Source organism: Bradyrhizobium sp. S3.2.6 (assembly GCF_040546885.1).
In the GTDB taxonomy this organism is placed as follows: domain Bacteria; phylum Pseudomonadota; class Alphaproteobacteria; order Rhizobiales; family Xanthobacteraceae; genus Bradyrhizobium; species Bradyrhizobium cytisi.
On record NZ_JBEPOS010000003.1, the window covers coordinates 337396 to 350961 of the forward strand.

Below are 13566 nucleotides of genomic sequence, written 5' to 3' on the forward strand. Positions count from 1 at the left end.
ATTGGGTTGGTGCTCACAGCGAGGCCCTCGCTGTGAGCACGATGTTATCGAATTCCGTGTCGAGCCAGGCGCTGCCGCCGCGGCAACCGGCGACGACCTGCTCGGCCCAGCCTGTATATTCGGCGAGGTCGTCACGCTCCTCGGCGGTCTGATCGGAATGGATGCGTGCGCCAATGTTGCTGATCTTGTCGGCGATCTTGATCAGCCTGGCGCCGGGCGACTTGTTGGGTGCGTCGATCACCTGCCGGCGCCGGCGCTCCGGCTTCGGCAGGTTCATATCGTCCGTGCATTCGGCGACGAGAGAAGCGACACGCTCGGAGAATTTCTCCGCGAGTTCCTCGCGCGTGGTGTCGGTGTCCTCGATCGCATCGTGCAGCCAGCCGGCCGCGACCAGCTCGGCATCGGACCCATCGGTCGCGGTCGCAAGCAGGTTCGCGACCTCGGCGAGATGGTTGATGTAGGGATCATGTGCGCGCCCCTTGCGCGCCATGCCGTTGTGGCGGTGCGCGGCGAGTTCGGCGGCTTCGGAGATGAGGCGGACTGGCGACAGCATGGCAAAGACCTCCATTTCCGCCTCAACCGCGCCGCGCTGCGCTCGTTCCTGTGCTCACAGCTTTCCCATGACGTCGCCGCGGAAACCGTAGATGGTTTTCTTGCCGGCAAGCGCGACGAGCTGGACGTTGCGGGTCTGGCCGGGTTCGAAGCGGACGGCGGTGCCGGCGGCGATGTCGAGGCGCATGCCGCGGGACTTCTTGCGGTCGAACTTCAGCGCAGGGTTGGTCTCGAAGAAATGGTAGTGCGAGCCGACCTGGATCGGGCGGTCGCCGGTGTTGGCCACCGTCAGCGTCACGGTCTTGCGGCCGGCATTGAGCTCGATCTCGCCGTCCTGGATGAAGAGTTCGCCGGGGATCATCATGCGCTCCTATCGGATCGGTTCGTGAACGGTGACGAGCTTGGTGCCATCAGGGAACGTCGCCTCGACCTGGATGTCGTGGATCATCTCGGGGATGCCGGGCATCACTTGGTCGCGGGTCAGCACCTGCGCGCCGGATTGCATCAGCTCGGCGACGGTACGGCCGTCGCGAGCGCCCTCGAGGATGAAATCGGAGATGATCGCGATCGCTTCGGGATGATTGAGCTTGACGCCGCGGTCGAGCCTGCGGCGCGCCACGATCGCCGCCATCGAGATCAGAAGCTTGTCCTTTTCGCGGGGAGACAGGTTCATGCGAAATCTCTTCCGTTCAGCTCTTCAATTCGGCCAGCCGTCAATTCAGCCAGAGTCGCGGCTGCGCCATGCCGGTGCGCGCCAGCACGGCCATCATGTCGGTGCGCAAGTGCGCCGCATCTTGGGCACAGAACCGCGCCATTGCAAACCCATTCCAGGCCGAGATTCCGACCTCGCCGGCAAACGAGTCCGATGCCTCACGAATGCGCTCGACCAGGGCCTCGTCGCCGGGCACGATCAGGGCCGTACCGATCGCGGCACCCGCCTTGGCGACCGCCGATCGCGCGAGCTTTGCGCCGATATTGCCGTCGAGCCTGATGGTCTCGGCAAAGACCAGCCTGCTGCCACGGCGCAACCGCCAGCGGTCGACGAATTCGCCCTGCTCCATCCGTTCGCCCATGGCGGTGCGGCCGAATACGACAATTTCACAAAGCAGGAGCGAGGCGGCATCATCGAGCTCGATGTCGAAGCGGCGGTGGACCCGGGCGCGATCGAACAGGATCGTCTCCTGCGGCAGCCAGCCGAGATGCGCGCCTGCGGCAACCTTCAAGGCGATATTGAGCTGCGCCGCCGCGCCCGGCGCCCGATAAACCTTCTCGGCGGCCGCCGTTGTCAACGTCAAACGCGTAGCATTGGCGGCCGAGATCTCGATGTCGAAGCGATCGCCGCCGGCGACACCGCCGGCGGTGTTGACGAACACGCCGGAGAGCCCTTCACCTTCCGGCGAAGGAAAGCGCACGCGGAGGGAGCCGGACTCATGCAAAACGCCGCGCCGCGTCACGCCGTCGCGGGCGTGCACGTCGAAGCGCACCGCGCCGCGGGCACGATTGGCTTCGAACACCGAAGATGTCGCCAAAGAGGCGTCGCTGCGCATCCGTCTCCCCCAGCCGGCCGCGGCAGGCTTTTTTGGCTTACAATTTCCCCGCTTACAGCGCCATCTGGCGGCTGATCTCGCTGGCGTCGAGAGTGGAGCGGTCGCAGGTGAACTTCACGGCGCCGCGATCCATCACCGCGAAACTGTCGCCAAGCTCGCAGGCAAAGTCGAGATATTGTTCGACCAGCACGATGGCGATGTTGCCGAGGTTGCGCAAGTAGGAGATGGCCCGGCCGATGTCCTTGATGATCGAGGGCTGGATGCCTTCCGTCGGCTCGTCGAGCAGCAGTAGTTTCGGCCGCATCACCAGCGCACGCCCGATCGCCAGCTGTTGCTGCTGGCCGCCGGAGAGATCGCCGCCGCGCCGGCCGAGCATGGACTCCAGCACCGGAAACAACGAGAACACGTCGTCCGGGATGTGCTTGTCCTCGCGCTTGAGCGGGCCGAAGCCGGTCTTGAGGTTTTCCTCGACCGTCAGAAGCGGAAAGATCTCACGGCCCTGAGGCACGAAGCCGATGCCCTTGCGCGCCCGCTCATAGGGCTTGAGGGCCGTGATGTCGTTGCCGTCGAACACGATCGCGCCCGAGGAGATCGGATATTGCCCGACCATGGCGCGCAACAGCGAGGTCTTGCCGACGCCGTTACGGCCGAGCACGCACGTCACCTTGCCGGGCTCGGCCGCGATCGACACACCACGCAGCGCCTGCGCCGCACCGTAGAACAGGTTGATGTCCTTGACCTCAAGCATGGCTCAGCGTCCCAGATAGACTTCGATGACCCGCTCGTTCGACGAGACCTGGTCGATGGTTCCTTCAGCGAGCACCGTACCTTCATGCAGGCAGGTGACCTTGACCCCGAGCTCGCGCACGAACGTCATGTCGTGCTCGACCACCATAACGGTGTGGGTCTTGTTGATCTCTTTCAGCAGCTCGGCGGTGAGATGCGTCTCGACGTCGGTCATCCCAGCGACGGGCTCGTCGACGAGGAGCAGCTTAGGGTCCTGCGCCAGCAGCATGCCGATCTCGAGCCATTGCTTCTGGCCGTGGCTGAGGCTGCCGGCGAGGCGGTTGCGGGCGTCGGTGAGACGGATCGTCTCCAGCACCTTGTCGATACGCTCCGACTCCGCCCTGCTGCCGCGCCAGAACAGCGTGCCTTTGACACTGTGATCGACATTGAGCGCCACCAGGAGATTGTCCTGCACGGTCTGGCTTTCGAACACCGTTGGCTTCTGGAACTTGCGGCCGATGCCGAGCTCGGCGATGCGGGTTTCGTCCAGCCGCGTCAGGTCGGTGACGCCGTCGAACAGCACGGTACCCTCGTCAGGCTTGGTCTTGCCGGTGATGATGTCCATCATGGTGGTCTTGCCGGCGCCGTTCGGACCGATGATGGCGCGCATCTCGCCGGGCGCGAGCGTCAGCGACAGGTTGTTGATGGCGTGGAAGCCGTCGAACGAGACGTGCACGCCGTCGAGATAGAGCATCGCGGAGGTCGCGCGGGTATCCATGACGTTCATGACCGCTTCTCCGCCATCGTCGGTTCGGTGACGCCGTCCTCGGCCGCAGCACTTGCGGTGGCCGCAGCCGGGCGCCTCTCTTTCGACGCTTCCCGCCATGCATTGAAGGTGCCGACGATGCCCTTCGGCAGCAGCAGCGTCACCAGGATGAACAGCGCACCCAGCATGAACAGCCAGTAGGGTGCCAGCACGCCGGAGGTGAAGAAGGTCTTGGCATAGTTGACAACGATGGCGCCGAGCGCGGCGCCGACCAGCGTGCCGCGGCCGCCGACCGCGACCCAGATCACCGCCTCGATCGAATTGCCCGGTGCGAATTCGCTTGGGTTGATGATGCCGACCTGCGGCACATAAAGCGCGCCGGCGACGCCGGCCATGCAGGCCGACAGCGTGAACACGAACAGCTTGTAGGATTCGACCCGGTAGCCAAGGAAGCGGCTGCGCGATTCCGCATCGCGGATCGCAATCAGGACCTTACCGAGCTTGGAGGACACGACCGCGCGGCAGATCAGGAAGCTGACGATCAGGCCGAGGCAGCTCAGCATGAAGAGGGCGCCGCGGGTGCCTTCGGCCTGCACGTTGAAGCCGAGGATATCCTTGAAATCGGTCATGCCGTTGTTGCCGCCGAAGCCGAAATCGTTGCGGAAGAAGGCGAGCAGCAGCGCATAGGTCATGGCCTGCGTGATGATCGACAGATACACGCCGGTGACGCGGGAGCGGAAGGCGAGCCAGCCGAAGCAGAAGGCGAGCAGGCCCGGCACGAACAGCACCATCAGCGCCGCGAACCAGAACATGTCGAAGCCGTGCCAGTACCACGGCAGTTTCGAATAGTTCAGGAACACCATGAAATCAGGCAGGATCGGATTGCCGTAGACGCCGCGGGTGCCGATCTGCCGCATCAGGTACATGCCCATGGCGTAGCCGCCGAGCGCGAAGAAGGCGCCGTGGCCGAGCGAGAGGATGCCGCAATAGCCCCAGATCAGGTCGATCGACAGCGCGAGGATAGCGTAGCAGACATATTTGCCCCAGAGCGCGACCAGATAGGTCGGCACCTGCAGGAACGAGCCCGCCGGCAGCAGCAGGTTGGAGAGCGGGATGAGGATGCCGCAAGCGGCGACGACGGCGAGAAAGATCGCCGCGCCGCGGTCCAGTGATCGCGTCAGCATGTGAGAGGTCATGCTTCCACCGCACGGCCCTTGAGCGCGAACAGGCCGCGCGGCCGCTTTTGAATGAACAGGATGATCAGAACCAGGATCGCGATCTTGCCAAGCACGGCGCCCGCGACCGGCTCCAGGAACTTGTTGGCGATGCCGAGCGTGAAGGCGCCGACCAGCGTGCCCCAGAGATTGCCGACCCCGCCGAACACCACGACCATAAAGCTGTCGATGATGTAGCTCTGGCCAAGATTGGGGCTGACATTATCGATCTGCGACAGTGCCACGCCGGCGATGCCGGCAATGCCCGAGCCGAGCCCGAAGGTCAGCGCGTCGACACGCGAGGTGGCGATGCCCATCGAAGCCGCCATGCGGCGGTTCTGCGTCACCGCGCGCATCTCGAGGCCAAGTGCGGTGTAACGCAGCATCGCGAGCAGGATCATGAACACGGCCAGCGTGAAGACGAGGATCCAGAGCCGGTTATAGGTGATGGTGATCTGGCCGAGATCGAACGCGCCGCTCATCCAGGAGGGGTTGCCGACCTCGCGGTTGGTAGGGCCGAACATGGTGCGCACTGCCTGCTGCAGAACCAGCGACAGGCCCCAGGTCGCAAGCAACGTTTCTAGCGGCCGGCCATAGAGGAAGCGGATGATGCTGCGCTCGATCACCACGCCGATGGCGCCGGCAACGAGGAAGGCGAGCGGCACGGCGATCAGCAGCGAATAGTCAAACAGCGCGGGATAGCGGGTGCGGATCACCTCCTGCACCACGAAAGTGGTGTAGGCCCCGATCATCACCATCTCGCCATGGGCCATGTTGATGACGCCCATCACGCCGAAGGTGATGGCGAGCCCGATCGCGGCGAGCAGCAGCACCGAACCGAGCGACAGCCCGTACCAGGCATTCTGCACCGTGGACCAGACCGCGAGCGAGCTCTGGATCGAGCCGATGGCGCTCGCCGCAGCCTTCGCGACGGAGGCCGGCTGGTCGGTGCCGATGTCGGACAGCAGCGCCAGCGCTTCCTGATCACCGCGCGCCTTGATAGTGGCGACGGCCTCGAGCTTCTGCACTTCGGTGGCGTCGGACTTGAACAGCAGGATCGCCGCGCGTGCTTCACCGAGCGCGGTCTTGACCGATCTGTTGGTTTCCTTGGCGAGCGCGCCTTCGACAGGATCGAGCGCCGTCTCCTCATGCGATTTGTAGACGGATTGCGCGGCCTGGAGCCGCGCGCCGAGATCGGGCGACTGCAGCGTCAGGCTGCCGAGCGCAGCATCGACGCTGCGGCGCAGGCGGTTATTGAGGCGGACGGCGCTTGCGCTATCGGGCACGCTGGCCACGGGCTCGCCGGTCGCGGCGTCAATCGACTTGCCGTCGGTGCCGGTGACGTAAACCTTCTTGCTGTCCGGGTCAGCCATGAGACGGCCGTCCTGGAGCGCGCTGATGATGGGAAAGGCAAGCTTGTTGCCGCTGCTTGCGACCACACCGATCGCTTCGTCCGTATCGGAATAATCGTCGTTGGCGAATTTTGCGACCGCATCCTCGAACGGACCGGCAAAGGCCGGCAGTGCGAACGCGATCAGGAACAGCGAGAGGAGAAAGGTGCAGAGACGAGCGGATAAATCGGTTGGCACTGTGGATCACCCCGGCAGAAGTGGGGAGAAGGCGGCAGAATAGCCGTCTTCTCCCATTGTGCAGTCGAACGTCAGATCCGGATCAGGAGCCGGAACCGAGGCACTTGTTGGTCTTGGTGTTGAAGTTGCCGCACTTCTTGCCGACCCAGTCGCCGATCAGGTCCTTGGAGCCGTCGAGCTCCTTCGACCAGGCGTCGCCCGCGACGAGACCCGGGGTCTTCCAGACCACGTCGAACTGGCCGTTGCCCTTGATCTCGCCGATGAACACCGGCTTGGTGATGTGGTGGTTCGGCAGCATCTTCGAGGTGCCGCCGGTCAGGTTCGCCGCCTCGATGCCTGGAAGCGCATCGATCACCTTGTCCGGATCGGTCGACTTCACCTTCTCGACCGCCTTGATCCACATGTTGAAGCCGATCACGTGGGCTTCCATCGGATCGTTGGTCGTGCGCTTCGGGTTCTTGGTGTAAGCCTGCCAGTCCTTGATGAACTTCTCGTTCGCCGGAGTCTTGATCGACTCGAAGTAGTTCCAGGCGGCGAGATGGCCGACCAGCGGCTTGGTATCGATGCCGGCGAGCTCTTCCTCACCCACCGAGAACGCGACCACCGGGATGTCCTTCGCCTTGACGCCCTGGTTGCCGAGCTCCTTGTAGAAGGGGACGTTGGCGTCGCCGTTGATGGTCGAGACCACCGCCGTCTTCTTGCCGGCCGAACCGAACTTCTTGATGTCGGCCACGATCGTCTGCCAGTCGGAGTGACCGAACGGCGTGTAGTTGATCATGATGTCTTCCTGGGCGACACCCTTGGACTTCAGGTAGGCTTCCAGGATCTTGTTGGTGGTGCGCGGATAGACGTAGTCGGTGCCCGCGAGCACCCAGCGCTTCACCTTCTCGTCCTTCATCAGATAGTCGACGGCCGGGATCGCCTGCTGGTTCGGCGCCGCACCGGTGTAGAACACGTTACGCTCGGACTCTTCGCCCTCGTACTGCACGGGGTAGAACAGGATGTTGTTGAGCTCCTTGAACACCGGCAGCACCGACTTGCGCGACACCGAGGTCCAGCAGCCGAACACGACCGAGACCTTATCCTTGGTGATCAGCTCGCGCGCCTTTTCGGCGAACAGCGGCCAGTTCGAGGCGGGGTCGACGACGACGGCCTCGAGCTTCTTGCCGAGCACGCCGCCCTTCTTGTTCTGCTCGTCGATCAGGAAAAGGATGGTGTCCTTCAGCGTGGTTTCGCTGATGGCCATGGTGCCGGAGAGGGAGTGCAGGACGCCGACCTTGATGGTGTCGTCCGCGGCCTTGGCACCGGAAATGGACGCCAGACCGAGCATCAGTCCGGCGGTCGCGGCGAGAACGCCGCGGCGGCTAAATGACGCCGCTATATCGTGAATGGGTTTGGTAGGCATGGATGTATCATCTCCCTGACGCAGACGTGAAAAACGCTGCGAAACGGCCCCACGGCCGCCTGCGATTAACGGAATCGCAAGAACCATGCCATGGGGTGGGCACTTGCCAAGTGTTTGGTCAGTCTAGACAATTTCGTCGCAATCAAACTTTCGCCGTAGTGCATCTGCCTAAAGTTTTGGCGACGTAAATGTATGCTTATGCGGCAGTCGGTTTATTTTTTAAGCAAAATTCCGCAGATGGCTAAAATTCCGGCATAACTATTTTTGCACTGCAATCGACGTCAGGTGAACGTCTGCCTTGAAACCGCCCCGTCGATGTTCCATATGAGGTGGAGATCGCTTGCGAATCGAGCGGTCGTTGCGAGCCGCGTGTTCTTAAGCCCTCTACGGGCGTCTGGCTTGCCCCATATCTCCCAAGCCATCCGACACCCCAAACACGCAGGTGTCTTCTCGACACCCCTTTGCGCGTGCCCCGCTGATTAGGCCGGGCGCCCGCTTTTGACATGAAAAGAGCCCCTCTTTTGACTTCCTTTCAGGACTTCGGCCTCGCCGAACCCATCGCACGTGCGCTCGCCGAAGAGAATTACGTCACCCCCACCCCCATCCAGGCCCAGACCATCCCCACGGCGCTGACCGGCCGCGACGTCGTCGGCATCGCCCAGACCGGCACCGGCAAGACCGCCGCTTTTGCGCTGCCGATCCTGCACCGCCTGCTCGAGAACCGCATCAAGCCGCAGCCCAAGACGGCGCGCGTGCTGGTGCTGTCGCCCACCCGCGAGCTTTCGGGACAGATCCTCGATAGCTTCAACGCCTATGGCCGCCACATCCGCCTGTCCTCGACGCTCGCCATCGGCGGCGTGCCGATGGGCCGTCAGGTCCGCTCCTTGATGCAGGGCGTCGAGGTTCTGGTCGCCACCCCCGGCCGCCTGCTCGACCTCGTGCAGAGCAACGGGCTGAAGCTTGGCAGCGTCGAATTCCTCGTGCTCGACGAGGCCGACCGCATGCTCGACATGGGCTTCATCAACGACATCCGCAAGATCGTCGCGAAGCTGCCGATCAAGCGGCAGACGCTGTTCTTCTCGGCCACCATGCCGAAGGACATCGCCGAGCTCGCCGACGCGATGCTGCGGGACCCCGCCCGCGTTGCCGTCACCCCGGTGTCTTCGACGGCGGAGCGGATCAACCAGCGCATCATCCAGGTCGACTTTTCGGCCAAGCCCGCCGTCCTGACCAAGCTCCTGAAGAATGAGCCGGTCAACCGCGCGCTGGTTTTCACCCGTACCAAGCACGGCGCCGACAAGGTTGTGAAGACGCTCGAGAGGGCCGGCATTGCCGCCAGCGCCATCCACGGCAACAAGTCGCAGAACCATCGCGAGCGGACGCTGGCGCAGTTCCGCTCGGGCGAAATCCGCACCCTGGTCGCCACCGACATTGCCGCCCGCGGCATCGATGTCGACGGCATCACTCACGTCATCAATTTCGACATCCCGAATGTACCGGAGACCTATGTCCACCGCATCGGCCGCACCGCGCGCGCGGGCGCCGAGGGCACCGCGATCTCGCTGGTCGCCGGCGGCGAGGAGCTCGGCTATCTCCGCGACATCGAGCGGCTGATCAAGGTGGCGCTGCCGCGGGAAGATAACCGCACGGACGCCGGCCGCAACGATGCAGGCCCGCCTCCGTCACAGCAACGGCAGGGCCGGCCGGGCCGCCCGGGCCAGCGCCCGCAAGGCGCAAGGCAAGGTGACGGACGCCGCGCTGATGAGAGGCGTACTGAAGGACGGCATAACGCCGGCAAGCAGGGCGACGGAAGGCCCGGCGAAGGTCGGCATGGTGATAGCAGGCATGTTGACGGACGGCCTGGTGGCGGCCAGAAGGTCTCGAAGGGTGCTCGCCGTCGCCCGGCCGGTGGCAAGCCGCATTCTTCGTCAAACGACCGACCGGAGCAGCGTTCTTCGCATAGCGCCGGCAAGCCTGATGGGATACAAGGCGTGGCCTTTTTGCGCCGCGACAGTCGGCCGATGGGCCAACCGACCCGCAAACCCTATTCGCACTAGCCGTCCACGACCTGGAGAAATTCATGGCTAAGGAAGAGCTGATCCAGTTCGAAGGACTGGTCACCGAAATCCTCCCCGACGCGCGCTATCGCGTGCAGCTCGACGCCGGGCACGAGATCGTTGCCTACACCGCCGGCAAGATGAAGAAGAACCGCATCAAGACGCTGGCGGGAGACCGCGTGACGGTGGAGATGTCGCCCTATGACCTCGAAAAGGGCCGGCTGATTTTCCGTCACAAGGACGAACGTCCCAGTGGGGCGGGTGGACCTCCGCGTCCCGGACAGCGCGGCGGCCAGTTCCGCCGCCGCTGATCCGCTTCAGGCACGCCAGTGCGGAAGTAAAATTCTGACCTGTATGCTGATCCGCCGCTCACATTGCGGCGGATCAAAAAATCGTGCGCGTCAGGATTGTTTTGGCGCCTTATTTCCAATAAAATCCGTTAATCGATTTTCGGCCGGACGACATTGGCATCCACCGGTACAGCCGGTTCAGACACGCTGACGACCCTTCCAGAAATTCGATCTAACCTGCCTGCGCAAGCGGGCTCTTACATTGTGTATCTGAGAAGGAACTACCCCGTGAGCATGGGAACCGTGAAGTGGTTTAACGCAACCAAGGGCTTCGGCTTCATTCAGCCCGACGAAGGCGGACAGGACGTGTTTGTCCACATCAGCGCCGTCGAGCGCGCCGGCCTCGGCTCGTTGCGCGAAGGCCAGAAGATCTCCTACGAGATCGTCGCCGATCGCCGGTCCGGCAAGTCGGCTGCCGACAACCTTCGCGACGCAGGCTGACCTCCAGCGCAAGCGCACCGAATAGCGAAAAAGGCCGTGCGGGATGCACGGCCTTTTTTATGCGCTATCGACGATCTCGCCGGCCATCCGGCTCAGCACGACGTCGGAACGCCACCATAGGCAACGCAGGTGACTTGCCGCGGCCGCGTATAGGAGACATCGCTCAGCGTGACGCCCGACTTCAGGACGTATTTGACGGGAGCCGTGTAGATGTAGCTCACCTGGCTGAAGATGAGATAGGTCGACGGAATCAGGAGCGTCGACGGAATCATCGATGTGACCGTGGTATTGGCCGCCAGTGTCGGCGGCGGAGCTGTCAGACTGGCCTGCGTCGCACCGCTCGCAATGACGGCGGACTTGCTCCATTGAGTCTTGGCGATGCTGTTTGCGTCGATATAGATCTGAGCAATCGTGCCGTTCACGAGCGTATTGTCGTACGGCGTGATGATCGACATGCTCGCCGTGAACGTGTTCTGGAGGTTGGAGTCGGTCACCGTCCCGGAGGACTGCGACGTCAAATCGGACAGAGTCCGCGCAATCAACGTCACCTTGCGGTCGACCGCCACCGCAGGCGATGACATCGCGTGAAATTCCCCAGCGGCAGCGATCTCTGCCCCGATCGGTACCGGAAACTGATTGTTTAAGTGTTTCAGACAATCCGCACCGGCCGGACCGAGTCGTTAAGATCGGGCGGCCCCGCGGACGCGGGGAGAACAGAAAGCCTGCCGCACGCAACAGCGTTGCGCGGGACCGGATGGTCCCGCCCGTCGGCCCCTCGGCTGATCTCGCTAGTTGGTCTTGGCAGCCGCGGCGCCGTTGCCGCTGGCACTGCTGCTCAGCGTCCCGGCCTGATTCATCGTGGTGCTGAAGTAATTGTCGCTGTCGCCGAGCGTGACGCGGCGCTGGCAGATCGGCAGGCAGCTATAGGACTCCCGCTCGATCCCTCGATAGACAGTCACGAGCCGGTCGCTCGGGCCTTCGACCTGGATCTGCCGATCGACCAGAATCTCGCCGCCGCGGTCGAGCGCGATAAAGTTGGTGGCGCCGTAACCCTTGCCGGTCACGACGATCATCCCGCCGGGCTGCAGCGTCACGTCGGCGATCAGGGGATTCCCGACCACGATCGTTGCCACCCTGCCGGGCAGCCGAACGAGCTTGGCCTGGTCGACATTGACCGCGATAGTATCGGCGGTGGGCTCGGCAAGGCCAACGGCCGGCGAAGCCAGCACGGCAACCGCAGCCAGAAGACAGATGCGCGCATGACGGCGCAGGAACTCTTTACGCATACTCTTACCCTGGGACGTCACAAACCGGCAGAATCGATCAAAAAGCGGAGCCGGCGCCCGACCCGGTTAACCTGCCTGTAATTCGTGAACGTTCCGCAAACTCGGCAGGTATTGTTTGAATGGACTGGCGTTTCTGTCGCCCCGGCGCCGGACGCAATCCTATTGGCGGAACGGATAAGCAAGCTGGCCGCCGATTTCCTTCGGCATCGTCGCTTCATCCTTGCCGTAATCCTGCGGCAGCTCGCCCTTCGGCATGCGGAAGGTCCCGAACAGCACGTCCCAGATCGGGAAGGTGCCCGCAAAATTGGTGTCGCCGCCCTCCTCGAGCGAGGTGTGGTGCCAGCGGTGGAATACCGGCGTCGCCAGCACATATCTGAATGGTCCGAAGCTCCAGTTCAGATTGGCGTGCACGAAGGCCGAATGGAAGGTCGTGAACGGGCCGACCCAGATCATCACGTTTGGCGAAATGCCGGCCATCAGCAGCACGACGTCGACGCCGATGGTGCCGAGCATCAGATTGACCGGGTGGAAGCGGGCCGCCGAGATCCAGCTGATCTCCTCGGAGGAGTGATGGATCGCATGATATTTCCAGAACCCGCCGCCGTGAAACAGCCGGTGCAGCCAGTACAGCATGAAGTCGGCCAGGACCAGGAACAGCACGCCCTGCACCCAGAGCGGCAACTGCGACAGCGGGCCGTGGCCGTTGTCGTAGAAGGCGATCAGCTCGTCGGCGTCGTGGATGTTGAAGACGACGCCGGCGGTGACGATCAGGAGTCCGATCCGCATGGTGCGGGCGAACACCGGAACGAAGAACCAGTAGCAGATGTCCGTCACGATCTCGCGCTTGCGCCACCACGACGGACCCGCATTGCAGGCCCAGAAATATTCAAGCACGGTGAAAACCACCGCGAGCATGAGAGTGACCGGGATCACCTTCTCGATGGTCTCGCCGAGCATCAGGGCGACTTGCATGGGTAGGCTCGACATCATCGCTTCTGCTCCAGTCCGCTGACCTCTCTTAGGCCTACTCCGCGAAATTTAAGGGAGAATGAAGTTGATGGCGCGTTCGGAACCGGAACGAATTGCAACCGCCGCCTTAAGGCGAAATTCACTCTGGCCAAAAGCACCGCGTGAGGCACGGGTTTGACCGATCGAATTAACTCTACCGAAAGAGCTCGGCTCACATTCTCGTCGCGTCAAGACAGCGCCGATCGAGGCGACCTCACCAGATGGAGTTTAGTTCATGAAGAACCTGATTGCGCGTTTCGCGAAGGATGAATCCGGCGCCACCGCCATCGAATACGGTCTGATCGCCGCCGGCATCGCGCTGGCCATCATCACCGTCGTCAACAACCTCGGCACCACGCTGAACGCCAAGTTCGGCTCGATCAGCTCCTCGCTGAAGTAAGCCGACCGGCAGACGATGGCAAAAGCCCCGGACCTCCGGGGCCTTTGTTTTTCGGACAGTGCGAGTTCCAGTGGCGTTGCGTAAGCACAGAACCGATGCCGCGGTTGCGGCGAACGAGGCGGACACGGCGCGAGGCGACGCCTCGGCATATTGGGTCTGCCTTGCGCTGCTGCTCGCCATGGTCACGCTCGCGATGCGCATCGCCAGCATGTGGTGAGCCTTTTG

At 63.1% G+C, this 13566-nt stretch carries 17 protein-coding genes; 5 read left to right on the forward strand and 12 right to left on the reverse strand.

Going from position 1 to position 13566, the window contains the following annotated elements:
* Nucleotides 1–13: 13 nt before the first annotated feature.
* The 9 genes from ABID58_RS09370 to urtA all read right to left on the reverse strand — a co-directional run bounded on the left by ABID58_RS09370 (nt 14) and on the right by urtA (nt 7799).
* Nucleotides 14–553, reverse strand: coding sequence for an HD domain-containing protein (locus ABID58_RS09370; protein ID WP_354032414.1), 540 nt, complete (start codon nt 551–553; stop codon nt 14–16).
* A gap of 54 nt (nt 554–607) precedes the next feature.
* Complete coding sequence (locus tag ABID58_RS09375; protein WP_148755346.1) at nt 608–913, reverse strand: urease subunit beta; 306 nt, start codon at nt 911–913, stop codon at nt 608–610.
* A 9-nt stretch (nt 914–922) separates the two neighbouring features.
* A complete protein-coding gene (locus ABID58_RS09380) occupies nt 923–1225 on the reverse strand; it encodes an urease subunit gamma (protein WP_007605424.1) in 303 nt (100 codons plus the stop codon).
* A gap of 40 nt (nt 1226–1265) precedes the next feature.
* On the reverse strand, nt 1266–2099 hold the full coding sequence (locus ABID58_RS09385; RefSeq protein ID WP_148755269.1) for an urease accessory protein UreD: 834 nt from the start codon (nt 2097–2099) through the stop codon (nt 1266–1268).
* Nucleotides 2100–2151: 52 nt separating this feature from the next.
* Nucleotides 2152–2847 (reverse strand): urea ABC transporter ATP-binding subunit UrtE, encoded by a 696-nt coding sequence (gene urtE / locus ABID58_RS09390; protein WP_148755270.1) that lies wholly within the window; start codon nt 2845–2847, stop codon nt 2152–2154.
* A 3-nt stretch (nt 2848–2850) separates the two neighbouring features.
* Nucleotides 2851–3612, reverse strand: coding sequence for an urea ABC transporter ATP-binding protein UrtD (gene urtD / locus ABID58_RS09395; protein WP_354032415.1), 762 nt, complete (start codon nt 3610–3612; stop codon nt 2851–2853).
* Entirely contained in the window at nt 3609–4787 is a 1179-nt protein-coding gene (gene urtC / locus ABID58_RS09400) for an urea ABC transporter permease subunit UrtC (RefSeq protein ID WP_354032416.1), read from the reverse strand. Before urtC ends, urtD begins: the two co-directional genes overlap by 4 nt.
* The gene (gene urtB / locus ABID58_RS09405) at nt 4784–6394 is read right to left on the reverse strand and encodes an urea ABC transporter permease subunit UrtB (RefSeq protein WP_354032417.1); all 1611 of its coding nucleotides are present in this window, start codon (nt 6392–6394) and stop codon (nt 4784–4786) included. The genes urtC and urtB overlap by 4 nt, the downstream gene beginning before the upstream one ends.
* Before the next feature lie 82 nt (nt 6395–6476).
* Nucleotides 6477–7799, reverse strand: a complete 1323-nt coding sequence (urtA, locus tag ABID58_RS09410) for an urea ABC transporter substrate-binding protein (RefSeq protein ID WP_148755273.1) — start codon at nt 7797–7799, stop codon at nt 6477–6479.
* 503 nt (nt 7800–8302) lie between these two features.
* Between urtA and ABID58_RS09415 the strand changes: the two genes are divergently transcribed.
* The 3 genes from ABID58_RS09415 (at nt 8303) to ABID58_RS09425 (ending at nt 10647) form a co-directional block, all read left to right on the forward strand.
* Nucleotides 8303–9856, forward strand: a complete 1554-nt coding sequence (locus ABID58_RS09415) for a DEAD/DEAH box helicase (protein ID WP_354032418.1) — start codon at nt 8303–8305, stop codon at nt 9854–9856.
* Nucleotides 9857–9879: 23 nt separating this feature from the next.
* The gene (infA, locus tag ABID58_RS09420; protein WP_148755275.1) at nt 9880–10167 is read left to right on the forward strand and encodes a translation initiation factor IF-1; all 288 of its coding nucleotides are present in this window, start codon (nt 9880–9882) and stop codon (nt 10165–10167) included.
* 267 nt (nt 10168–10434) lie between these two features.
* Nucleotides 10435–10647 carry a cold-shock protein gene (locus ABID58_RS09425; protein ID WP_148755276.1) on the forward strand — a complete coding sequence of 71 codons (213 nt, stop codon included), beginning with the start codon at nt 10435–10437 and terminating at the stop codon, nt 10645–10647.
* 92 nt (nt 10648–10739) lie between these two features.
* Here ABID58_RS09425 and ABID58_RS09430 read toward each other — a convergent pair whose 3' ends face one another.
* The 3 genes from ABID58_RS09430 to ABID58_RS09440 all read right to left on the reverse strand — a co-directional run bounded on the left by ABID58_RS09430 (nt 10740) and on the right by ABID58_RS09440 (nt 12920).
* The gene (locus ABID58_RS09430) at nt 10740–11228 is read right to left on the reverse strand and encodes a pilus assembly protein (RefSeq protein WP_354032419.1); all 489 of its coding nucleotides are present in this window, start codon (nt 11226–11228) and stop codon (nt 10740–10742) included.
* 207 nt (nt 11229–11435) lie between these two features.
* Entirely contained in the window at nt 11436–11933 is a 498-nt protein-coding gene (locus ABID58_RS09435) for a pilus assembly protein N-terminal domain-containing protein (RefSeq protein WP_354032420.1), read from the reverse strand.
* 159 nt (nt 11934–12092) lie between these two features.
* Nucleotides 12093–12920: a sterol desaturase family protein gene (locus tag ABID58_RS09440; RefSeq protein WP_354032558.1), complete on the reverse strand. Its 828-nt coding sequence runs from the start codon at nt 12918–12920 to the stop codon at nt 12093–12095.
* Nucleotides 12921–13176: 256 nt separating this feature from the next.
* On the opposite strand from ABID58_RS09440, the gene ABID58_RS09445 reads away from it, so the two are divergent.
* A complete protein-coding gene (locus tag ABID58_RS09445; protein WP_008131913.1) occupies nt 13177–13341 on the forward strand; it encodes a Flp family type IVb pilin in 165 nt (54 codons plus the stop codon).
* A 76-nt stretch (nt 13342–13417) separates the two neighbouring features.
* Nucleotides 13418–13558: a hypothetical protein gene (locus ABID58_RS09450; RefSeq protein ID WP_354032564.1), complete on the forward strand. Its 141-nt coding sequence runs from the start codon at nt 13418–13420 to the stop codon at nt 13556–13558.
* The last annotated feature ends 8 nt before the right edge of the window (nt 13559–13566 follow it).